This window comes from Polaribacter atrinae, from assembly GCF_038023995.1.
Lineage (GTDB): Bacteria > Bacteroidota > Bacteroidia > Flavobacteriales > Flavobacteriaceae > Polaribacter > Polaribacter atrinae.
Genome location: NZ_CP150660.1, coordinates 122501 through 144981, shown reverse-complemented (window position 1 = coordinate 144981; position 22481 = coordinate 122501). Strand labels below are relative to the sequence as shown.

Here is a 22481-nt window from a genome sequence, read left to right as displayed (position 1 = left end):
AGAACAGTTTAAAATAAGTTTAGGTTGTACTCGACCAAACAATTATCAATGGAAAACAAATCATACGCAAAACACTTCCTTTTTTTATCTATTTCACTGGTAGTTTTGTTTTTTTTAAACATCAGCTTTGGGTCTGTTTCCATTCCTTTTAAAGATATTTTTAATAGCCTTTTTGGAGGTAATGTAACCAAAGAAAGTTGGGAAACTATTATTATCAATTTTAGGGTACCAAAAGCTATAACTGCCGTTTTAGTGGGGTCTGGTTTGTCTATTTGTGGCTTATTAATGCAAACTTTATTTAGAAATCCTTTGGCGGGTCCTTTTGTATTGGGTATTTCTTCTGGTGCAAGCTTAGGCGTTGCTATTTTAATTTTAGGGTCTTCTGTATTTGGAGGCGTTTTCTTAATAAGTTCTATCTCTAATTGGTCTTTACCTATTGCAGCTAGTTTAGGTGCTTTTTTAGTTTTATCAGCAGTAATAATTGCAGCAAATAAAGTGAGAAACACCATGTCTATTTTAATAATTGGTTTAATGTTTGGTTCCTTAACATCGGCAGTTATTAGTGTTTTAGCTTACTTTAGTGAAGCAGCCCAAATACAGCAATACCTCTTTTGGAGTTTTGGTAGTTTGGGGAATTTAACTTGGAATGAAATTACCGTTTTTACAATTATTTATTGTATTGGAATTTTAGGAACCATCACCGTTATAAAACCTTTAAATAGTTTTTTATTAGGTGAAAATTATGCAAAAAGCTTAGGTGTGAATGTCAAAAAAAGTCGAAATATTATTTTACTTATCACTAGTATTTTAACAGGTGTAATTACAGCTTTTTCTGGACCAATTGCCTTTGTTGGTTTGGCGGTTCCACACATTGCAAGAATGTTATTTACTAGTTCTAACCATAAAATACTATTACCTGCGGTAGCTATTATTGGTGCAATTGTTTTGTTAATTTGCGATGCTATTGCACAAATGCCTACAAGCGAATTTACATTACCTATAAATGCAATTACATCTTTATTTGGTGCACCAATTGTTATTTGGTTACTAATTAGAAAAAAGAGATTGTTTGTTTAACAAAAGTATCAAAGTAAAAAACAGTCATAAAGAGACAAAGCAAACAAGCTTCACTTTAAAACTCGAAAACTTTGAAACTTTGAAACTTTGAAACTTTGAAAATAAAAAATAAACATATCATTCTTAAAACTGAAAACCTCTCCATAGGTTATCAGCAAAAAAAGAACGCTAAAATTATTGCATCAAATATCAATTTAGAAATTGAAAAAGGAAAACTAGTTACTGTTTTAGGTAAAAATGGCATCGGAAAATCTACCCTATTAAGAACACTCTCTAAGGTTCAGAAACCTATTTTGGGAGCTGTATTTATTCATGATAAAAACTTAAAAGATTTAACAGAAACAGCTCTTTCTACACAGTTAAGTTTGGTCTTAACAGAACGTTTACCAGAAAGCCAATTAACCGTTTACGAGTTGGTAGCATTAGGTAGACAACCGTATACCAATTGGATTGATAAACTTTCTACTAAAGACATTGAAAAAGTAGAAATAGCAATTCAACAAACAGAAATAGAACACCTTAAAAACAGTCGTTTTTATGAATTAAGTGACGGTCAATTACAAAGAGTTTTAATTGCACGTGCATTAGCGCAAGACACAGAAATAATTATTTTAGATGAGCCAACAGCACATTTAGACATACACCACACCATTAAAATATTTTCATTACTAAAAAAGTTAGTTGCAGATACCAATAAAACGATTATAATCTCTTCTCATGAAATAAATCTGTCTATTCAATTAGCTGATGAAGTAATGCTTTTAACAGAAAATACAGTTCATTTTGGCACACCTACAGAACTGATAGCAACCAATGCTTTTGACACCCTTTTTCCTAAAGAAATTGTTAATTTTAACAAAACGTTACAACAATTTGTGATAAACAAAAGTTAAGTTTGATGTTTATTTTACAATCAACTTTATAATTTTTATTCAACCAAACTCATGAAAAACACCTTTTACACTATTGGGCTATTCTTTTTAATGGCATGTAGCTCTAGTCAAACCACCACGCAAGAAGATTTAAATATCGATTATGCTGCAAAATTTGCAGAGACAATTACTGCAGAAAACCTAAAAACACATTTATATATTTTTGCTTCGGATGAGTTTGAAGGAAGAAATACAGGTGAACCTGGTCAAAAAAAAGCGGTGAACTATTTAAAAGATTTTTATGTAAGTCAAAAAATCACTTCTCCTTTAGATGGCGACAACTATTTTCAAAAAGTACCTTCAGATTTTTTAAACAAAAACTCTAGAAGATCTACTTTAAAAGATTCTGAAAATGTTTTAGCGTTTATAAAAGGAACAGAAAAACCAGATGAGATTGTTGTTATTTCTGCCCACTTAGATCATGAAGGAATAAAAAATGGTAAAATTTATAACGGTGCAGATGATGATGGTTCTGGTTCTGTAGCTATTTTAGAAATTGCAGAAGCATTTAAAAAAGCAGAAAAAGCAGGTAAAGGCCCTAAAAGATCTATCTTATTTTTACATGTTACCGGTGAAGAAAAAGGTTTATTAGGTTCTAAATATTATACGGAAAACCCAATATTTCCATTAACAAATACTGTTTGTAATTTAAATATAGACATGATTGGTAGAATTGATGACGCCCATAAAACAGATCCTAACTATGTTTATTTAATTGGTGCAGATAAATTGAGTACTGAGTTACATCAAGTTTCTGATAGTGTTAACACAAAATACACCAATATTAACTTAGATTATAAATATAATGATGAGAACGATCCTAATCGTTTTTATTACAGATCTGACCATTATAACTTTGCAAAACATAATATACCTGTTATCTTTTATTTTAATGGAACACATGAAGATTATCATAGACCTTCTGATACTCCAGATAAAATTGAATATGAATTATTAGAACAAAGAACTCGTTTGGTTTTTCACACAGCATGGGAAGTTGCTAATAGAAAAACAAGATTAGTTGTTGATAAAGCTGGTAAATAATATGTTTTATTAAAGCTCCAAAAACAAGAAAACCTCACAAAATTGTGAGGTTTTTTTATATAAAAATATTTTCTATAAATTAGAAAAAGAAAACAAACTTTAAAGTAATCTATTCCATCGCTTTTTTATAATTCATTAAAAGCTGTTGTAATTTTTTATTGTCATAGACAATAGGATACAACTCTTTTAAAACAATACTATATTCGTAATCTATTTTTAGAGCAGCAATTAAGTGATCAAATCCAAATTTTTCTTTATTCAGAATAAAAAATAATCCAGCCAATCTATATTCTATTTCAGCTACATCCTTATACACTTTTTGCGCTTTGATTAAAGTATTCATAGCATCATTAAACTCACCTAAAAAAGACAAAACATCTGTTAAACCTATAAAAACTTCTAATCCATCATCATTTAAAGCCAAACATCTTTCGAAACCTGTAACCGCTTCTTCATAGAAATTAAGTCTTAAATTAATTTCAGCATACCGTCTCCAATATAAAAAATTATCTTCTTCTATTTTTAAAGCTTTAGAAATATAATATGCTGCTTTTTGATAGTTTTCATCCAAAAATGATAAGTTAGCAAGCAACACCCAGCCTTTATCTAATAAAGGGTCTTCATGCACAGCCTTTTTATAAAATAAAATAGCTTCATCTAAATTTAATAACTTTTCATGGCACTCACCTACTCTAAGACAAACAAAAGCCGTTGCATCATCTAACTCTAAAGTAATTAAATAATTATCTATAGCTTCTTTATAACGACCTAATTGCTCTAAGGTTTTTGCTTTTTCTAAATAACCGCCAATAAAAGATTCATCAATTAAAACGGCATATTCAAAAGACGCTAATGCTTTTTCAAACATTTCTAAAATAAAATATTGCCTTCCTAATTGATGCCAAGCAACCTCACAATATGGGTTTATTTCTACATAACCATTTAAATAACTAATTGCTTCTTCGTGTTTATTTTCCATATCGAAGCAATACAGAATATTGTACAATGCAGAATAGTCTTCAAAATCTACTTCTACGCATTTTATAAACGTAGAACTTGCATTATTAAAGTCGTCTAAATACAAATATTCCATCCCTAAAAGAGACCAAACATCTACTTTATCTTCGGTAAAAGTCAATGCTTTTTTTAATAATTCTATGGCATCTTTATGGTTTCCTTGTTTAGAACTAATTGTTGCTTTTTGTATAAAAACTTCATCATTATTAGGCTCTAAACGTTCAATTATTTTCAGCAGTATTGATGCTTTATCTAACTCATCTTCAAAAACATAAATTTCTACTTGCAATAGTTTTAAATCTACAGAAGCAGGGTGTTGTTGCAACCCAAGTTTTACGGCTTTTTTGGCCAAAGCATGTTTACCTGCATCTAAATAATGTACAATTATTTCTTCAAACTCAACCAAATCAAAAAAATAAATTGCGTTGGTTTTGAGCATGGATTCAAACTTTGATAGGGACATAACTATGAGTTTTGAATTAGAATATTAAAGGTACTACATCTCTTATCTCTCAATTTATATAGCTTTATTTTTTTTCAACAATTTAGTTAACATAAAAGTGATTCCGTTTTTAATAGCTATAAATTTTGCACATACATTTATTTACAGTAATTTTGATTTTCAATAACTATCAAGCTAAATTGATAGCTTTCTTATGAGCAAAAAAAACTTACTTAACTCAAAGGATATTGAAATAATTTTACATCGATTGGCTTGTCAGTTAATCGAAAATCATAACGATTTTTCTAATACCGTATTAATTGGTTTGCAACCTAGAGGTAGTTTTTTGGCTAATAGATTAGCCGATTTATTAAAAACAACTTACAACGTTAAAAACTTACAATTAGGATTATTAGACATTACCTTTTACAGAGACGATTTTAGAAGAAGAGATGCGCCTTTAGCAGCTACTGCAACTAAAATGGACTTTATAATTGAAGGTAAAAATGTAGTAATTATTGACGATGTTTTATATTCTGGTAGAAGCGTTAGAGCTGCATTAACTGCAATGCAAGCCTACGGAAGACCAGAAAATATTGAGCTCCTAGTACTAATAGACAGACGTTTTAGTAGACATTTACCAATTCAGCCAAATTACAGAGGACGTCAAGTAGATGCTATTAACCACGAAAAGGTATTGGTTACTTGGAAAGAAACACATAAAAAAGACGCAGTTTATATCGAATCAAAATAATTATGTCAGAATTAAGTGTAGAACATTTATTAGGAATAAAGTATCTAAAAGAAACTGATATTGATCTTATTTTTAGAACTGCAGACCATTTTAAAGAGGTAATAAACAGACCTATAAAAAAAGTACCTTCTCTTAGAGATATTACCATTGCTAACTTGTTTTTTGAAAATAGTACGCGTACAAAATTAAGTTTTGAATTGGCAGAGAAAAGACTTTCTGCCGATGTAATTAACTTTTCTGCAGGACAATCTTCTGTAAAAAAAGGAGAAACATTAATTGATACCGTAAACAATATTTTAGCTATGAAAGTTGATATTGTGGTAATGAGACACGCTAGTGTTGGTGCTGGTGTTTTTCTATCTAAACATGTAGATGCAAAAATTATAAATGCAGGAGACGGAACTCATGAACACCCAACTCAAGCTTTATTAGATTCTTACTCTATTAGAGAAAAACTAGGAAATGTAAAAGGCAAAAAAATAGTTATTGTTGGGGATGTTTTACATTCTAGAGTTGCATTATCTAACATTTTTGCATTACAATTACAAGGTGCTAAAGTAAAAGTTTGTGGACCTACAACACTTATTCCTAAATACATATCTAGTTTAGGTGTAGAAGTAGAAACCAACCTTAAAAAAGCATTAGAATGGTGCGATGTTGCGAACGTTTTACGTGTACAGCATGAAAGAATGGATATTAAATATTTTCCTTCTACCCGAGAATACACACAACTTTTTGGTATAAATCAAGAGATTTTAGATAACCTAGACAAGAAAATTGTAATCATGCATCCAGGACCTATAAACCGTGGTGTAGAAATTACAAGTGATGTTGCAGACTCTAATCAATCTATTATTTTAAATCAAGTAGAAAACGGAGTTGCTGTAAGAATGGCAGTTATTTATTTACTAGCACAACAAGTTAAGAGATAAATCTAAACGCAATTTACAATCCGTGTATTATTAAATCAGTAAAAATGAAAATAGACAAAAAAGAAGCTTACACACTTATTTTAAGTGAAGAAAACTCATTCTCTGAATTTTATAATTCTTTCTTAAAAGAAGAAGAAAAAAGGTCTAAAGAACACATTATCATACAAATTTCAGACAATATTGATGCTACAGTAAAAGATCTTTCACTATTTTTGAGAGTAGCGACTCAAAAAAAGGAAAATGGCACATCATTTGTACTAGTAAATTCTAATATTAATATAGACGATTTTCCAGACAACTTCAACATTACACCTACTTTACAAGAAGCAATAGATGTAATAGAAATGGAAGCTATGGAAAGGGAACTAGGGTTTTAAACAAAAAGCAAATGGTAAAAAAACTACTTTTAATTTTATTTTTAAGTTCTATTTCAATTGGTTTTTCGCAAGAAAAATCTATTGATAATTTATCTGCTGCTCCAAATCCATTTACAAATTCTACTAAAATCAGTTTTTCATCAGATGCTAACAAGACCGTTTATTTTACGGTTAAAAATGTTTTAGGAAAAACGGTATTTAAAAAAAGTATTCAAATAAAACCTGGTAAAAATAACATTCCTTTTTATAAAGACAACTTACCTACAGGTATGTATATATACAGTATTCAAGACAATAAGAAAACCATATCTAAACGACTTGTTATTAGATGAGTATATCCCTAACAATTTTAGGATGCCATTCTGCAACTCCTAGAAAAAACGCATTTCCTACTTCCCAATATTTAGAAATTAACAACAGTCATTTTTTAATTGATTGTGGAGAAGGTACGCAGCGTCAAATGAGAAAATATAAAGTTGGCTTTTCTAAAATCAATCATATATTTATTACACACTTACACGGAGATCATTTTTATGGTTTGGTTGGTCTGTTAGCTACTTTTGGTATTTTAAATAGAGAAAAGGAACTTCATATTTATGGCCCAAAAGGAATAAAAGAAGTTACTTTATTGCAATTAAAGATTTCTCAATCTCACGCAAAATATAAAATGATTTTTCATGAATTAACTTCAAAGGAAAGTCAACTTATTTTTGAAGATGATAAAGTTTCTGTACGTACAATTCCTTTAAATCACAGAGTATATACAAATGGATATTTGTTTGCCGAAAAAGAAACGTCAAGGAAATTAAATATGTTAAATATTAGCGGGTATCCAGAAATAGATAAAGCTGATTATTTAAATATTAAAGCAGGTAGAGATGTCGTTTTACCTTCTGGAGAAGTTGTTTCTAATTTAGAATTAACAATTGCACCAAAAAAACCTTTAAGTTTTGCCTTTTGCAGTGATACCTGTTATAAACCTGATATTGTACCTATTATAAAAGATGTAGATTTATTATATCATGAAGCTACTTTTTTAGCAGACAGAGAAGATTTGGCTAAAAAGACAAAACACGCTACAACCAAACAAGCGGCAGAAATAGCAAAACAAGCCAACGCTAAACAATTAATAATTGGGCATTATTCTGGTAGATATAAAGACATTAGCGTTTTTAAACAAGAAGCACAAGAAATATTTAAAAACACAAACTTAGCAGAGCCAGGCAAAATATTTAAAGTTTAATAAATAATTCTTTATTTTCAAAAATTAAATTTAAGCTTTACATACGAACTCGTAAACTATTTTAATAATAATTTAGCATAACACGTTTATTTAATTACTCATATTAAGTATTGTCTTAAACTTATATATAAAGTAAACTGAATTGGTTATTTCTGATAAACAAAAAAGATTTATTAGAAAATAAAATATTTTGAAAAAGGGGAAGTTTAATTAGACCAATTCAGTTTACTTTTTTAATATTGATCTATACTTAACATTACTAATGTACAAGCTACTTCATACTCTATAGAATTCTCTTCTAAAAGTTTTACCAATTCTTCATTTTCTGATCCAGGATTAAAAATCACCCTTCTAGGTTTTAAATCAATAATATAGTTATAATACTCTTCTTGATTTTTTGGGTTAAGATACAAAGTAATCGTATCTATATTTTTATACTCTTTTTTTTCTGTATCAATTACAACCCCTAAAACAGTTCCTTTTCTTATACCTAAAGCAGCAACTGGTATTTCTTTATCTACTAATCTTTTAATAGCAATATTAGAATATTTATTAGGATTTGTTGAAGCGCCAAGAACTAAAGTTACATTTTTCATTCTGTTAATTTACGTTAAACAAATTTAATATCATAACAAATATAAACAATAGCTGAATAAAGTAAAATCAATAATGAAAAATAAATGACTCATTTTCATAAAAAAAATCACTTTAAATAATTCTAAATATAAAGAGAACATCTTTCCCAAAAACATAAAAAGATGCGTTGTCTAAAAGCAGTACTCTTATTACCTAAAATAGATAAAGCTACTAATAAATAGAAATTTTTATTAGTAGCTTTATCTAAAATATTTGATTAAAAAATCAAAAGAATACTTTCTTAATTTAAGTAAAAAGAATCTTACCAACGAATAATGACACTTCCCCAGGTAAAACCACTTCCAAAAGCAGCTAAAACAACTAAATCATTGTCCTTTATTTTCCCCTTTTCCCATGCTTCCGTTAACGCAATAATTACAGAAGCAGCTGTAGTATTTCCGTACTTCATAATATTGTTATAAACCTTATTATCTGGCAATCTAAACTTCTTTTGTATAAACTGTGCAATACGTAAATTTGCTTGATGCGGAATTAGCATATCAATATCTTCTTTCTCTAACTTATTTGCTTCTAAACCTTCTACAATAGCTTCAGAAAAACGAGTAATGGCGTGTTTAAATACAAACTGACCATTCATATAAGGAAAATAAGAAACATCATCTGGATCATTTCTTTCAATAATTCCCGGAACCCAATTTCCTGTAGACGGACCTTCTAAAACCAATTCTTTTGCATGTTTTCCTTCCGAATGTAAATGAGTCGATAAAATTCCTTTTCCTGCTTCTTCACTTCTAGAAAGTACAGCAGCTCCTGCTCCATCACCAAAAATAACCGAAATATTTCTTCCTCTTGTAGATTTGTCTAATCCTCCAGAATGATTTTCGGCTCCAATTACCAAGACATTTTTATACATTCCTGTTTTTATAAATTGGTCTGCAACAGACATCGCATAAATAAAACCAGAACATTGGTTACGTACATCTAATGCAGGAATTGTACCCATATCTAACATTTCTTGTACTTGCACACCACCTCCAGGAAAATACATATCTGGACTTAAAGTTGCAAATACAATAAAATCGATATCATCTTTTGTTAACCCAGCTCTTTCAATTGCAATTCTAGATGCTTTTGCCCCCATAACTGCCGTTGTGTCTTCTGTTTTAGGATCTATCCAACGTCTTTCCTCAATTCCTGTTCGTTCTTGAATCCATTCATCCGAAGTTTCCATAAACTCTTTTAAGTCGTTATTGGTAACAACATTCTCTGGAACATAATAGCCAAGTCCCGTTATTTTTGAATTATACATAATTATATATTGTTTTTTTGATTTTTTGCAAACTCTTAATACGTAAAAGTACTAATTTATAAAAATAAACGAAAGGGTTGCCATTAAAATAATATTTATGTCATCTTGTCATAAAATTCTCTTTGGTATTTTTTTTGAATAACCTTTATCAGAATAATAAATTAATAAAATAAATATAAAATGGCAAAAGGAAATATTAATGTATCAGTAGAAAATATTTTTCCACTAATTAAAAAATTCTTGTACTCAGATCACGAAATCTTTTTACGTGAATTAATTTCTAACGGAACAGATGCAACTTCTAAACTAAAGCACTTAATTGCTATTGGTGAGGCAAAAACCGAATTAGGTGATGCTAAAATAGAAATTAGCATAGATAAAGATGCTAAGACAATTACTATTAAAGATCAAGGTTTAGGAATGACTGCAGATGAAGTTGAAAAATACATCAACCAAATTGCATTTTCTGGAGCTGAAGAGTTTTTAGATAAATATAAAGACAACGAAGCTGGTATTATTGGTCATTTCGGATTAGGTTTTTACTCTGCTTTTATGGTTGCAGAAAAAGTAGAAATTATTACAAAATCTTTTAAAGATGCACCTGCTGCACATTGGACTTGTGATGGATCGCCAGAATTTACATTAGTAGAAAGCGATAAAGCAGACAGAGGAACAGAAATTGTTTTACACGTTGCAGAAGATTCTTTAGAATTTTTAGAAGAAAGTAAAATTGGTGGTTTATTAAACAAATACAACCGTTTTAACCAAGTGCCAATTAAATTTGGAACAGAAGAAATTAACGATCCTGAGTTTACACCAGCAACTACTAAAGATGCAGATGGTAAAGAAACAACAGAGCCTCATAGAAAAATTACTGTAGATAACATTATCAACAACACAGAACCTGCTTGGACAAAAGCTCCTGCAGATTTAAGTGATGAAGATTATGAAAACTTTTACAGAGAATTGTATCCAATGCAATTTGAAGAGTCTTTATTCCACATTCATTTAAATGTTGATTATCCTTTTAACTTAACAGGTATTTTATTTTTCCCTAAGTTATCTCCATCAATGGATATGCAAAAGGACAAAATTCAATTATACCAAAACCAAGTTTTTGTAACGGATAATGTAGAAGGAATTGTACCTGATTTCTTACAAATGTTAAAAGGTGTTATCGATTCTCCAGATATTCCATTAAACGTATCTCGTTCTGGTTTACAAGCAGACGGAGCTGTAAAGAAAATTTCTGGTTACATTACTAAAAAAGTAGGTGATAAATTAGCGTCTCTTTTCAAAAAAGACAGAGCAGATTTTGAAACAAAATGGAACGATATTAAAGTAATTATTGAATACGGAATGTTGTCTGAAGATAAATTCTTTGACAAAGCGAAGAAATTTGCATTGTATCCAACAGTTGCAGATTCTTACTTTACTTTTGATGAGTTAATTGAAAAAACAAAAGAGACTCAGACTGATAAAGAAGGAAATCACGTTATTTTATATACATCAAACAAAGAAGCACAACACAGTTATATTCAAGATGCAACAGCTAAAGGATATGAAGTATTGTTATTAGATTCTCCTATTATTTCTCATTTAATGCAGAAATTAGAAGGTGGAGATGCTAAAATAAAATTCTCTAGAGTAGATGCAGATCACGTAGATAATTTAATTAAGAAAGACGAAAACGTAATTTCTAAATTATCTGATGATGAAATAGCAACATTAAAACCAATTATTGAAGGTGCAGTAAATTCTAAAACATACACTGTACAATTAGAACCTATGGATTCTGCTTCTTCTCCGTTTATGATTACTGTACCTGAATTTATGCGTAGAATGAAAGAAATGCAAGCTTCTGGTGGTGGTGGAATGATGGGAATGGGTAATTTTCCAGACATGTATAACTTAGTTGTAAATACAAACAGCCCATTAGTTTCTGAAATCTTAAATAATAAAGATGAAGCTGCCCAGAAAGGTTTAATTTCTCAAGCTTTTGATTTGGCTAAATTATCTCAAAACCTTTTACATGGTGAAGAGTTAACAAACTTTATAAAACGTTCTTACGCGTTAATCAAGTAATAAAACGTCATTACGAATGAGGAACGAATGAAGTAATCTGTTTCTTTAAATTTACAGATTGCTTAGTACCTCACAATGACTTATAAGACCAAAACCTCTCTGTGTATTCAGAGAGGTTTTTTTGTTTGATTTTGTCAGGAAAAAAGGCTAAATTCGTTTAACTTCTGATAAAATGAATTGAAACGCAGCTTATCAATATAACTGTAAAAAATAAAAATTATGAAAACTCTTTTTATTTCTATTTTATTCATAACGCTTGGAGTTTCAATTAATGCACAAAACCAAGAAAAAAAACAATCGGAAAAGAATCAAACTAACTTAATTACGTCAGAGAAAATAGTAATTGTTTTAATAAATAATGAAACAATTGGCAATCCATCTATTTTAAAAAATATCCCTAAAGAAAATTTACAGACGGCTGAATTTTCAAAAGATGATAAATTAAGTTCAGAAAAATTATTTTCAGCAGAATTGATGAAACAAGAAATTTTGAAACCTGAATTAAAAAATGGAGGAATTATAAAAATTCAAACCGAATTTAAATTTAATATTAAAACTCAGAAAGATTTAAATACCTTTTTTGGATTAAAAGAATCAAACGACATTTTCGTAAATGGATACTTATTAAATAAAAAGTATTCTATAATCAATGAATGTATAAAGGAAATTCAGTTTATTAAAGAGAATAAGCTAATAAAAAATGATAATCTGTTTTTAAAAAATAAAGTATTAAACATAGTAATCTGACAAAACATGTTACGGCCACCTGTAGTAAAAATTGTTAAATTAGTACACAACTTCTCATAACACAAGCACATTAAACCAACCACACCTGTTTCTCCAAAATAATAAAATGAAAAACTATACTTTACTAATAATTCTGAGCCTAACTCTTTTAAGCTGTAATAATCAAAAAGAGGAAAGCTCTGTAGATTTTAAAAATTGGTCTAAAAAACATTTAGCAATCAATACAAAAGATTCTTTAGAATACGGTAAATCTTACCTTTCTGTGTACTCTCAAATTTATAGTATATCAGAACATAAAACTCATAGTCTAACAGCTATGGTTAGTATAAGAAATACAAGTGACACAGATACCATCTATTTATTAAAAGCAGAATATTATGATACAAAGGGGAAATCCGTTCATTCTTATTTTGATAAAACAATCTTTTTGGCACCATTAGAAACTACAGAAATAATCATTGATGAAGTAGAAAAAAATGGAGAAACCGGTTCTAATTTTATTTTCGAATGGAAAATACCTAAAGATTGTCCAGAACCTTTATTTGAAGGAATCATGAACTCTACAAAAGGTCAGCAAGGGCTTTCTTTTTCTACACAATCTAAAAGAATTAAATAGAAATAAACAGTAAATTTATCTTTTTAAAATGATATTTTATGAAGTGGAAAGGAAATAGAAAAAGTTCTAATGTAGAAGATAGAAGAGGCGCCTCTTCTGGCGGTAGTTCTGGTGGTGGTTTAAACCCCATGTTAATTGGTCTTCTACTAAAATTAGTTACTTCTAAAAAAGGATTAATTATTGTTGGTATTGTGTTAGCTGTCATGTATTTTACAGGAAACAATCCTTTAAACTTTATTACAGGAAATACTGGTAACCAAATAGAATCTTCAACTACTTACAAAGGAACAGCTAAAGAAAATGAGTTAGCTGAATTTAGTAACCAAGTTTTAAGAAGTACAGAAGATGTATGGAACCAAATTATACAAGATTATAGAGAACCTACTTTAGTTCTTTTTACAGGCTCTGTGAATTCTGCTTGCGGAAGTGCTTCTAGTGCAACTGGTCCTTTCTATTGTCCTGGTGATGAAAAACTATACATAGATTTAAGTTTTTTTGAAGAAATGGAGAAAAACTTAAATGCTCCTGGAGATTTTGCACAAGCGTATGTAATTGCGCATGAAGTTGGGCATCACATTCAAACCATAACAGGTATAAATAAAAAAGTACAAGCTTTAAGAGGTAAAGTAAGTCAAACAGAATACAACAAATACTCTGTAATGTTAGAATTACAAGCAGACTTTTACGCTGGTGTTTGGGCGCATCATTCTCAAAAAGATAATTTAATTTTAGATGACAATGATTTAGAAGAAGCGTTAAATGCTGCAAATGCTATTGGAGACGATCGCTTACAAAAACAATCTACTGGTAGAGTTGTACCAGACTCTTTTACCCACGGAACATCAGCTCAAAGAATGCGCTGGTTTAAAAAAGGTTTTGATACTGGCGATGTAAACCAAGGTGATACTTTTAGTACAAGTTCTTTATAACTTTTAATTATTACTCCAATATGATTTCAATTAAAAAAGCAGCTTTAGAAGATGTAAAAGCATTAGCTAAGGTTGGTGAAAAAGCATTTTTGACTCCACATAAAGAAGCCATTTCTAAGGAAATGATGGACGCTTATATTAGCACTAGTTTTAATGAGCAAAACTTAATTGAAGAGATAACAAATAAGAAGTTTCAATATAATTTAATATTTAAAAATGATGTTTTAGCTGGTTATTCTAAGATTATTATCAATTACAAAAATGAAAACATAAAGGAAACCAATGTTACAAAAATGGAACGTTTGTACTTATTGGAAGAGTTTTATGGTACTGGTTTAGGCAAACAATTATTTACACACAATTTGGAGCTAGCCAAACAACAAAATCAAAAAGGTATTTGGTTGTATGTATGGGTAAAAAACTACAAAGCAATCGATTTTTACAAAAAAGCAAGCTTTAAAAAAATAGCTGATTATGATTTTCCTGTTTCTAAAACAGAAACGAGACCTAATAATGTTTTTTATTTAGAGTTTTAAGGTTAAAATAACTTCATAAAAAAAGCTTCAGAATACATATCTGAAGCTTTTTTTGTTAACAAATTAAAAGGTTATTTTTTAACCATTGTCATTGTAATTTTAGATTTTAATTCTTGTCCACTTACTGACATATTCATATCTATTGTAGAGTTTTTTGGAATTCCAGAAGCTTTATCAATATTCATATTTCCAGAAATCTTACCAGTTGCCATTCCAGAAACATCACCAGATAGGTCTAAAACAATTTTATCACTTGAGATTGACTTTACAGTATATAAAAAATCCATTTTCATACCTTTTTCTTCTTTAGTCATAGTCCAGTTACTACCAACACTTACAGCTTCTTTAGGATATACAACATTACTAGATTGTTTTGCCATATCTTCTACCCCTGGGATGCTTGGCTCTACTTTAACTTCTAACATTTCACCTAAATTATTACCTTTAGCATAGATTAAGGCACTTAACATTGGCCCCATTTGAGCTTTCATCATCTTACCAGTTTCATCTAATTCATCATCACTTTTAGTAGAGTCAAAGCTCATTGCTTGTCCACCTTGTAACATGTCCATCGTCATTTTAGTAAATTTCATTTCACTATCATAAGTACCGTCTTTTACATCTAAAACTTTTATATCCATATTAATAAGCATTCCCATAGACATTACTGCACCCATTTCTTGAGAAATATTCATCTCAACATCATAGGTGGCTCCTTTTTCATAATTTAATCTAAGTAATGCTGAATCTTGCGCTAAGCTTAAGTTTGCAGAGATAACTAGAAATAAAATCAACAATTTTTTCATTTTTTTAAAATTTAAATTTATATACAACGAATATAATATTTTGAAACAAAAAAACGCTCACAAATTGCGAGCGTTTTTAAAGTAATTGTATTTTATTTAGTTATTAGAAATCTTGATTTAAGTCCCAAGATTCTAAAATATCTTTTAAAGTTTTAATAAACATTCCACCTAAAGCACCATTTACAACCCTATGATCATAAGAGTGTGAAACAAACATTTTTTGCCTTATTCCTATAAAATCTCCTTCTGGAGTTTCTATAACTGCAGGTACTTTTCTAATAGCTCCTAAAGCCAAAATAGCAACCTGTGGTTGATTGATAATTGGAGTTCCCATAATAGAACCAAAACCACCAACATTAGTAACGGTATATGTACCTCCTTGAATATCATCTGGTTTTAAAGCATTATTTCTTGCTCTATTTGCTAAATCATTAACTGCTTTGGTTATTCCTACCAAACTTAATTGATCTGCGTTTTTAATTACCGGAACAATTAAGTTTCCATCTGGTAATGCAGCAGCCATTCCTAAATTTATATTCTTCTTTTTAATGATGGTATCACCATTCACAGAAATATTAATTAAAGGATATTTTTTAATTGTAGTAGCAATTGCTTGCATAAAGATTGGTGTAAATGTTAACTTCTCTCCTTCTCTTTTAAAGAAAGCATCTTTAACTTTACCTCTCCAGTTTACAATATTGGTTACATCTATTTCTATAAATGACTGCACATGTGCAGAAGTCTGAATAGAATCTAACATATGTTTAGAGATTAATTTCCCCATTCTGCTCATTTCTATAATTTCATCTTCTCCATTTACAGAAATTGGTGCGGCTTTAGCAACCGTTTTCTCAACTTTTTTGGGAGTTTCTACTTTTACAGCATCAGCAGGTGCTTCTATTTTATTAAATGTTCCTTTATTCTCTATGTAAGAAAGAATATCCTCTTTTGTAACTCTATTATCTTTACCAGAACCAGAAATTGATTCTAATTCACTCATAGAAATCCCTTCCGTCTGTGCTATATTTCTTACTAAAGGAGAATAAAATTTACCAGAATCAGAAACCTTAGCAATTGGTGTAGAAACAGTTTCAACAACCTTTTCAATCGATTTTTCAATTTCTTCCACTTCAGCCTTTTCTGCATTATTAGATACTGCAACAGGCGTATTTCCAAAATCTTCTCCTTCTATCTCTATAATTGCAATTGTAGCTCCAACAGCAACAACATCATCCTTTTCATATAAAATTTCTATTAAAGTACCTGCAACTTCAGAAGGAATTTCTGAGTCTACTTTATCCGTAGCTATTTCTACCACGGCTTCATCTAATTCAATGGTATCTCCAACTTCTTTTAACCAAGAAGTTATCGTTGCTTCTGCAACACTCTCTCCCATTTTAGGTAATTTCAATTCAAATCTTGCCATTTCTATCTTATTTTTCAGTATGCAAAAGTACTAAAAATCGTTGATTTTTTAATGTTTTTAATCTAATAAAAAAATAAAGAATAAAACAAACTTTACATTATTCATAAAAAAGTTAATTCAAAAATTAAGTTTAATGAATTTAATTTAACAAAATTTTAATTTTAATATATTTAACACAATGATATTTACTAAAACAACTTTTCTTATTTCTAAGAATAAAATAGGTAATCACCTTAAACAAGCTACTTTAAATCTTTGGATAAATAAAATAATCTTAATTTTTAAGTATAGATTATAAAGTGGATTAATACGAAATTAAAATTAACTCTTATTATATAAATGATTTTTGGTATTCCTTATATTCTTCTAAAGTAGATTAAAAAAAAAATACAATGATTATATATAAAATAACACGATATAAACAAGTACAACTACATGGTTAATATATAAATCAAAAAATTATTTCCGATAAAATCATTCTATATAGCTCCCATAGCAGCCACAATAATCAACAAAGCATATAACGATAAAGTTATAATAGTAAATACACCTATGAACTTATAGTGAGATTTTAACATTTCAAAAGCATTTGCTAAAGTTTCATCATTTTTTGTAGACAATGCATTTTTCATTTTATTAGAAAACTGCAATAAATAATACACAGGAAAGAAATAAATAATAGAAAGTAGTAAATAAGTTACCGTCATTGTTAAGCCTAAACTCTCTGGCATACCAGGTTGCATTTTACCCGCTAAATCAAATATCGTAGTTGCAAAAACAGCAAAAACTAACATAATAGCTATTAAAATAAAACCAATAATAGCTAGAAATTTAGCCCATTTAGCCGTTTCTTTTAAAAAATTCTTAGATGTATTTGTTATAGTCAGTTGCTCTAATTGTGTAATAGGATTATGTATCATAGGATAAATTATATGGTTTCTTTTTTCAAAAATAAACAAAAAAAAGAAGCCACGAATTCACAAAGATCTATTTGTGCATCCGTGGCTAATATTATATCAAAATAATCATTCCTTTATAGGAATCTCAGAATATTTTAAGTTATTAAAATTCAGAAATTGTCTTTTTAATAATAGAAATACAATCCATCAATTGCTCTTCATTCATTACCAACGGTGGTGCAAAACGAATAATATTTCCATGAGTAGGTTTTGCTAATAAACCATTTTCTTTTAATTTCATACAAATATCCCAAGCAGTAGAACTATCTTCAGAATCATTAATTAAAATTGCATTTAACAGACCTTTACCTCTAACCGATTCTACTAAATAATTGTTCTTACAAAATTCAGTTAATTCAGCTCTAAAAATAACACCTAAAGCTTCTGCATTATCAGCTAATTTTTCATCTGCAACAACTTCTAATGCTGCAATTGCAACAGCTGCAGCAACAGGGTTTCCTCCAAATGTAGATCCATGATTACCAGGTCCAATAACATCCATAATGCTATTGTTTGCTAAAACAGCAGAAACAGGATATGCTCCACCACTTAATGCCTTTCCTAAAATTAAAATATCTGGTTGTACATTTTCATGATCAACTGCTAACATTTTACCTGTTCTAGCAATTCCCGTTTGCACTTCATCCGCAATAAAAAGTACGTTGTAATCTGCACACATTTTTTTCGCTGCTGCCAAATACCCCTCAGAAGGAACATAAACTCCAGCTTCACCTTGTATAGGTTCTACTAAAAAAGCGGCAATATTATTACTACTTTCTAAAACCTCTTGTAATTCTTGTAAATTATCATATTCAATTTTGATAAAACCTTTAGTATAAGGACCAAAATTCTTTCTTGCAACAGGATCATTAGAAAAAGAAATAATCGTAGTTGTTCTACCATGAAAATTATTCTCACAAACAATTATGTCTGCCTTATTTTCTTTAATTCCTTTTACCTCATATGCCCATTTTCGTGCTATTTTTAAAGCAGTTTCTACGGCTTCTGCACCAGTATTCATCGGTAATAATTTATCAAAACCAAAAAGTTCTGTAGCAAATTTCTCGTATTTACCTAACACATCATTGTAAAATGCACGAGAAGTTAATGTCAATTTTTGTGCTTGATTTACCATTGCTTCTACAATTTTAGGGTGACAATGCCCCTGATTAACTGCAGAATATGCCGATAAAAAATCATAATATTTTTTTCCTTCTGCATCCCAAACATAAACACCTTCCCCCTTACTTAAAACCACTGGAAGTGGGTGATAGTTGTGTGCACCATATTTGTTCTCTAATTCAATAGCTTCTTTCGAAGTTAATTTGTCTAAAACAGCCATTTTTTTCGTTTTAAATGTTTATAATAAAATAACCATTCCTGTTCTACCTTTATCTATTCAGTAAAAACTGAAAATTCAGCGTGGGAAAGAAATCATCCCCGAAGTTTAGCAAAAGTAATCAATTAATATCTTCAAATAAAAATTATTTGGGCGTTACCTAAAGGTCGTGCTTTACACTATATCTTTTTTGTATATTCTTGTGTCAAAAAACGAAAGTAAGATAATTATTATATTTCCTATTTAATTGAATCAATCTTCAAAAAAGGATGTCGTTTCAATCACTAACGCAAAAAATAGGATAGCTTACATTAAGATTTTGAGTATAAAAAACAAAATAACTTATTAATTATAATATATAAAATTCACCCCCCTAATTTTACTAAATGGTAATTACATAAATTTTATTTCCAAATTACGACATAAAAATTGACTGAATGAATGAACGATAAAATTAATTATATAAGGGACTCTGAAATAATGATTATATACGCTTATAATAGCAAATTTGTTTAAGATCTTATAAAATATCTTCTTACAATTGACAACTATTTGTATTTATTCTGAATATTTGAATTAAAGTATCTTTAATAACTAACATAAAGCTAAAATGAATTTAAACAATCATAATAAAGACAATTAAAATACATGTATTTCTAGTTTCACAATAGCTAATCACTCTAAAAGTTATAACCTCATTTAATTTAGACCAAAAAAAACCTCAATTCAAAAGAACTGAGGTTTATAGATAGGGACTTTAGTCCTTATTAAAGAAAGGCAGCGACCTACTCTCCCACATAAATGCAGTACCATCGGCGCAATTGGGCTTAACTTCTCTGTTCGAGATGGGAAGAGGTGAGCCCCAATGCTATAACCACCCTAAAGTTTTCAGTTAAATGAATTTAACCGTATAAGTTCAAATATTACTATCTAAATCTTCTAATTTTAAAAAAATAAAAGTAGTTAGATATAAAAAAAAAACTCAATTCATAAGAATTGAGGTTTAAGATCTTGATTTCTCAAGATTAAAGAAAGGCGGCGACCTACTCTCCCACATAAATGCAGTACCATCGGCGCGATTGGGCTTAACTTCTCTGTTCGAGATGGGAAGAGGTGAGCCCCAATGCTATAACCACCCTAAAATTTTCAGCTAAATTTATTTAACTGTATAAGTTAACATATGGTAAAATAATATCTAAATCGTCTAATAAATAAAGAGTCTATGCTCCCGCCTTTCGGCGGGAAGCGTACATAAGTCTATGGGTTATTAGTATCACTTGGCTATGACATTACTGCCTTTACACCTATGACCTATCAACGTTGTAATCTCCAACGACCCTTTAAAGAAATCTCATCTTGTGGTGGGTTTCGCGCTTATATGCTTTCAGCGCTTATCCCTTCCCGACGTAGCTACCCTGCTATGCTTCTGGCGAAACAACAGGTACACTAGAGGTCAGTCCAACTCGGTCCTCTCGTACTAGAGTCAGATCCACGCAAATTTCTAACGCCCACAGCAGATAGAGACCGAACTGTCTCACGACGTTCTGAACCCAGCTCGCGTGCCACTTTAATGGGCGAACAGCCCAACCCTTGGGACCTTCTCCAGCCCCAGGATGTGACGAGCCGACATCGAGGTGCCAAACCCCCCCGTCGATATGAGCTCTTGGGGGAGATCAGCCTGTTATCCCCGGAGTACCTTTTATCCTTTGAGCGATGGCCCTTCCATGCGGAACCACCGGATCACTATGCTCTTGTTTCCAACCTGATCGACCTGTATGTCTCTCAGTCAAGCACCCTTATGCCATTGCACTCTACGTACGGTTACCAAGCGTACTGAGGGTACCTTTAGAAGCCTCCGTTACTCTTTTGGAGGCGACCACCCCAGTCAAACTACCCACCAAGCACTGTCCTCATCTCTGAGTTAGACTCTAGATAAGCAAAGGGTGGTATTTCAAGGACGACTCCACAACGCCTAGCGACGCTGCTTCGATGTCTCCCACCTATCCTACACATTACTTATCCAAAGCCAATACTAAGCTATAGTAAAGGTTCACGGGGTCTTTTCGTCCCGCTGCGGGTAATCGGCATCTTCACCGATACTACAATTTCACCGAGCTCATGGCTGAGACAGTGTCCAGATCGTTGCACCATTCGTGCAGGTCGGAACTTACCCGACAAGGAATTTCGCTACCTTAGGACCGTTATAGTTACGGCCGCCGTTTACTGGGGCTTCATTTCAGATCTTCGCCGAAGCTAAACCCTCCACTTAACCTTCCAGCACCGGGCAGGTGTCAGGCCTTATACATCATCTTTCAATTTAGCAAAGCCCTGTGTTTTTGATAAACAGTCGCCTGGACCTTTTCACTGCGGCCCATCCGAAGATGGGCGACCCTTCTCCCGAAGTTACGGGTCTATTTTGCCTAGTTCCTTAGCCATGAATCTCTCGAGCACCTTAGAATTCTCATCCCAACTACCTGTGTCGGTTTACGGTACGGGTTCTTATAATCTGAAGCTTAGAGGTTTTTCTTGGAAGCCCTTAGGCACACTATCCAATTGTCCGAAGACGCTTGGTACTATCACATTTCACCTAAATCTGCGGATTTACCTACAGTTCTAATAGCTACATGTTTCAACGAACTATTCCGTCAGTTCGCGCTGCTTTCATTACTCCGTCACCCCATCGCAATTATAAGAAGTACAGGAATATTAACCTGTTATCCATCGACTACTCCCTTCGGATTCGCCTTAGGACCCGACTAACCCTCAGCTGATTAGCATCGCTGAGGAAACCTTAGTCTTTCGGTGTGGGGGTTTCTCGCCCCCATTATCGTTACTTATGCCTACATTTTCTTTTGTAAACACTCCAGCATACCTCACAGTACACCTTCTACGCTGATTACAATGCTCCCCTACCACTAACTTATATTTCAAAGTTAATCCATAGCTTCGGTAATATGTTTATGCCCGATTATTATCCATGCAAAATCGCTCGACTAGTGAGCTGTTACGCACTCTTTAAATGAATGGCTGCTTCCAAGCCAACATCCTAGCTGTCTAAGCAATTTCACCTCGTTTTTTCAACTTAACATATATTTGGGGACCTTAGCTGATGGTCTGGGTTCTTTCCCTCTCGGACATGGACCTTAGCACCCATGCCCTCACTGCTGAGAAACATTTTATAGCATTCGGAGTTTGTCAGGAATTGGTAGGCGGTGAAGCCCCCGCATCCAATCAGTAGCTCTACCTCTATAAAACTTTTACTCAACGCTGCACCTAAATGCATTTCGGGGAGTACGAGCTATTTCCGAGTTTGA

At 31.2% G+C, this 22481-nt stretch carries 20 protein-coding genes and 3 rRNA genes (1 of these 23 cut by a window edge); 13 read left to right on the top strand and 10 right to left on the bottom strand.

The window, feature by feature from the left end; genetic code table 11:
- The first annotated feature begins 48 nt into the window (after nt 1-48).
- From WG945_RS00560 to WG945_RS00550, 3 genes are all read left to right on the top strand, one after another.
- The gene (locus WG945_RS00560; protein WP_068449646.1) at nt 49-1077 is read left to right on the top strand and encodes a FecCD family ABC transporter permease; all 1029 of its coding nucleotides are present in this window, start codon (nt 49-51) and stop codon (nt 1075-1077) included.
- Nucleotides 1078-1172: 95 nt separating this feature from the next.
- A complete protein-coding gene (locus WG945_RS00555) occupies nt 1173-1970 on the top strand; it encodes an ABC transporter ATP-binding protein (protein WP_068449645.1) in 798 nt (265 codons plus the stop codon).
- Nucleotides 1971-2021: 51 nt separating this feature from the next.
- Entirely contained in the window at nt 2022-3053 is a 1032-nt protein-coding gene (locus WG945_RS00550; RefSeq protein ID WP_068449644.1) for a M28 family metallopeptidase, read from the top strand.
- A 109-nt stretch (nt 3054-3162) separates the two neighbouring features.
- On the opposite strand, the gene WG945_RS00545 is transcribed toward WG945_RS00550, so the two are convergent.
- Nucleotides 3163-4533, bottom strand: a complete 1371-nt coding sequence (locus WG945_RS00545) for a tetratricopeptide repeat protein (RefSeq protein WP_068449643.1) — start codon at nt 4531-4533, stop codon at nt 3163-3165.
- Nucleotides 4534-4726: 193 nt separating this feature from the next.
- Between WG945_RS00545 and pyrR the strand changes: the two genes are divergently transcribed.
- From pyrR to WG945_RS00520, 5 genes are read left to right on the top strand one after another with little or no spacing between them, the layout of a single operon-like run.
- Nucleotides 4727-5266 (top strand): bifunctional pyr operon transcriptional regulator/uracil phosphoribosyltransferase PyrR, encoded by a 540-nt coding sequence (gene pyrR / locus WG945_RS00540; RefSeq protein ID WP_068449642.1) that lies wholly within the window; start codon nt 4727-4729, stop codon nt 5264-5266.
- Nucleotides 5267-5268: 2 nt separating this feature from the next.
- Nucleotides 5269-6198, top strand: coding sequence for an aspartate carbamoyltransferase catalytic subunit (locus WG945_RS00535; RefSeq protein WP_068449641.1), 930 nt, complete (start codon nt 5269-5271; stop codon nt 6196-6198).
- Between the two features lie 44 nt (nt 6199-6242).
- The gene (locus WG945_RS00530) at nt 6243-6575 is read left to right on the top strand and encodes a hypothetical protein (RefSeq protein ID WP_068449640.1); all 333 of its coding nucleotides are present in this window, start codon (nt 6243-6245) and stop codon (nt 6573-6575) included.
- Nucleotides 6576-6586: 11 nt separating this feature from the next.
- Nucleotides 6587-6907, top strand: a complete 321-nt coding sequence (locus tag WG945_RS00525; RefSeq protein WP_068449639.1) for a T9SS type A sorting domain-containing protein — start codon at nt 6587-6589, stop codon at nt 6905-6907.
- A complete protein-coding gene (locus WG945_RS00520) occupies nt 6904-7818 on the top strand; it encodes a ribonuclease Z (RefSeq protein WP_068449638.1) in 915 nt (304 codons plus the stop codon). The genes WG945_RS00525 and WG945_RS00520 overlap by 4 nt, the downstream gene beginning before the upstream one ends.
- Before the next feature lie 233 nt (nt 7819-8051).
- On the opposite strand, the gene WG945_RS00515 is transcribed toward WG945_RS00520, so the two are convergent.
- Nucleotides 8052-8414: a CoA-binding protein gene (locus tag WG945_RS00515; RefSeq protein ID WP_068449637.1), complete on the bottom strand. Its 363-nt coding sequence runs from the start codon at nt 8412-8414 to the stop codon at nt 8052-8054.
- Nucleotides 8415-8716: 302 nt separating this feature from the next.
- The gene (locus WG945_RS00510) at nt 8717-9724 is read right to left on the bottom strand and encodes a 3-oxoacyl-ACP synthase III family protein (protein ID WP_068449636.1); all 1008 of its coding nucleotides are present in this window, start codon (nt 9722-9724) and stop codon (nt 8717-8719) included.
- 180 nt (nt 9725-9904) lie between these two features.
- Here WG945_RS00510 and htpG point away from each other — a divergent pair, with 180 nt between their 5' ends.
- From htpG to WG945_RS00485, 5 genes are all read left to right on the top strand, one after another.
- Complete coding sequence (gene htpG, locus WG945_RS00505; RefSeq protein WP_068449635.1) at nt 9905-11809, top strand: molecular chaperone HtpG; 1905 nt, start codon at nt 9905-9907, stop codon at nt 11807-11809.
- Nucleotides 11810-12028: 219 nt separating this feature from the next.
- Nucleotides 12029-12556, top strand: a complete 528-nt coding sequence (locus WG945_RS00500) for a hypothetical protein (RefSeq protein ID WP_068449634.1) — start codon at nt 12029-12031, stop codon at nt 12554-12556.
- Nucleotides 12557-12662: 106 nt separating this feature from the next.
- Nucleotides 12663-13172: a DUF3124 domain-containing protein gene (locus tag WG945_RS00495; protein ID WP_068449633.1), complete on the top strand. Its 510-nt coding sequence runs from the start codon at nt 12663-12665 to the stop codon at nt 13170-13172.
- Nucleotides 13173-13210: 38 nt separating this feature from the next.
- A complete protein-coding gene (gene ypfJ / locus WG945_RS00490) occupies nt 13211-14101 on the top strand; it encodes a KPN_02809 family neutral zinc metallopeptidase (protein WP_068449632.1) in 891 nt (296 codons plus the stop codon).
- Nucleotides 14102-14121: 20 nt separating this feature from the next.
- Nucleotides 14122-14637: a GNAT family N-acetyltransferase gene (locus WG945_RS00485; RefSeq protein WP_068449631.1), complete on the top strand. Its 516-nt coding sequence runs from the start codon at nt 14122-14124 to the stop codon at nt 14635-14637.
- Between the two features lie 71 nt (nt 14638-14708).
- Here WG945_RS00485 and WG945_RS00480 read toward each other — a convergent pair whose 3' ends face one another.
- From WG945_RS00480 to WG945_RS00450, 7 genes are all read right to left on the bottom strand, one after another.
- Nucleotides 14709-15443 carry a DUF6263 family protein gene (locus WG945_RS00480; protein ID WP_068449630.1) on the bottom strand — a complete coding sequence of 245 codons (735 nt, stop codon included), beginning with the start codon at nt 15441-15443 and terminating at the stop codon, nt 14709-14711.
- 103 nt (nt 15444-15546) lie between these two features.
- Complete coding sequence (locus WG945_RS00475; RefSeq protein WP_068449629.1) at nt 15547-16869, bottom strand: dihydrolipoamide acetyltransferase family protein; 1323 nt, start codon at nt 16867-16869, stop codon at nt 15547-15549.
- A gap of 479 nt (nt 16870-17348) precedes the next feature.
- A complete protein-coding gene (locus WG945_RS00470) occupies nt 17349-17789 on the bottom strand; it encodes a DUF5362 family protein (protein ID WP_231874632.1) in 441 nt (146 codons plus the stop codon).
- A 142-nt stretch (nt 17790-17931) separates the two neighbouring features.
- Entirely contained in the window at nt 17932-19170 is a 1239-nt protein-coding gene (gene rocD, locus WG945_RS00465) for an ornithine--oxo-acid transaminase (RefSeq protein ID WP_068449628.1), read from the bottom strand.
- Nucleotides 19171-19939: 769 nt separating this feature from the next.
- Nucleotides 19940-20049 (bottom strand): 5S ribosomal RNA (rrf, locus tag WG945_RS00460).
- Between the two features lie 148 nt (nt 20050-20197).
- A 5S ribosomal RNA gene (rrf, locus tag WG945_RS00455) occupies nt 20198-20307 on the bottom strand.
- 107 nt (nt 20308-20414) lie between these two features.
- Nucleotides 20415-22481: ribosomal RNA gene (locus WG945_RS00450) — 23S ribosomal RNA — on the bottom strand; it runs 818 nt beyond the window's last position.

What these genes read in the sequence shown, in the direction of transcription:
- WG945_RS00560 (WP_068449646.1), top strand. Translation starts at nt 49, where the DNA reads ATGGAAAACAAATCATACGCAAAACACTTCCTTTTTTTATCTATTTCA.
- WG945_RS00550 (WP_068449644.1), top strand. Translation starts at nt 2,022, where the DNA reads ATGAAAAACACCTTTTACACTATTGGGCTATTCTTTTTAATGGCATGT.
- WG945_RS00545 (WP_068449643.1), bottom strand. Translation starts at nt 4,533, where the DNA reads ATGTCCCTATCAAAGTTTGAATCCATGCTCAAAACCAACGCAATTTAT.
- pyrR (WP_068449642.1), top strand. Translation starts at nt 4,727, where the DNA reads ATGAGCAAAAAAAACTTACTTAACTCAAAGGATATTGAAATAATTTTA.
- WG945_RS00535 (WP_068449641.1), top strand. Translation starts at nt 5,269, where the DNA reads ATGTCAGAATTAAGTGTAGAACATTTATTAGGAATAAAGTATCTAAAA.
- WG945_RS00530 (WP_068449640.1), top strand. Translation starts at nt 6,243, where the DNA reads ATGAAAATAGACAAAAAAGAAGCTTACACACTTATTTTAAGTGAAGAA.
- WG945_RS00525 (WP_068449639.1), top strand. Translation starts at nt 6,587, where the DNA reads ATGGTAAAAAAACTACTTTTAATTTTATTTTTAAGTTCTATTTCAATT.
- WG945_RS00520 (WP_068449638.1), top strand. Translation starts at nt 6,904, where the DNA reads ATGAGTATATCCCTAACAATTTTAGGATGCCATTCTGCAACTCCTAGA.
- WG945_RS00515 (WP_068449637.1), bottom strand. Translation starts at nt 8,414, where the DNA reads ATGAAAAATGTAACTTTAGTTCTTGGCGCTTCAACAAATCCTAATAAA.
- WG945_RS00510 (WP_068449636.1), bottom strand. Translation starts at nt 9,724, where the DNA reads ATGTATAATTCAAAAATAACGGGACTTGGCTATTATGTTCCAGAGAAT.
- htpG (WP_068449635.1), top strand. Translation starts at nt 9,905, where the DNA reads ATGGCAAAAGGAAATATTAATGTATCAGTAGAAAATATTTTTCCACTA.
- WG945_RS00500 (WP_068449634.1), top strand. Translation starts at nt 12,029, where the DNA reads ATGAAAACTCTTTTTATTTCTATTTTATTCATAACGCTTGGAGTTTCA.
- WG945_RS00495 (WP_068449633.1), top strand. Translation starts at nt 12,663, where the DNA reads ATGAAAAACTATACTTTACTAATAATTCTGAGCCTAACTCTTTTAAGC.
- ypfJ (WP_068449632.1), top strand. Translation starts at nt 13,211, where the DNA reads ATGAAGTGGAAAGGAAATAGAAAAAGTTCTAATGTAGAAGATAGAAGA.
- WG945_RS00485 (WP_068449631.1), top strand. Translation starts at nt 14,122, where the DNA reads ATGATTTCAATTAAAAAAGCAGCTTTAGAAGATGTAAAAGCATTAGCT.
- WG945_RS00480 (WP_068449630.1), bottom strand. Translation starts at nt 15,443, where the DNA reads ATGAAAAAATTGTTGATTTTATTTCTAGTTATCTCTGCAAACTTAAGC.
- WG945_RS00475 (WP_068449629.1), bottom strand. Translation starts at nt 16,869, where the DNA reads ATGGCAAGATTTGAATTGAAATTACCTAAAATGGGAGAGAGTGTTGCA.
- WG945_RS00470 (WP_231874632.1), bottom strand. Translation starts at nt 17,789, where the DNA reads ATGATACATAATCCTATTACACAATTAGAGCAACTGACTATAACAAAT.
- rocD (WP_068449628.1), bottom strand. Translation starts at nt 19,170, where the DNA reads ATGGCTGTTTTAGACAAATTAACTTCGAAAGAAGCTATTGAATTAGAG.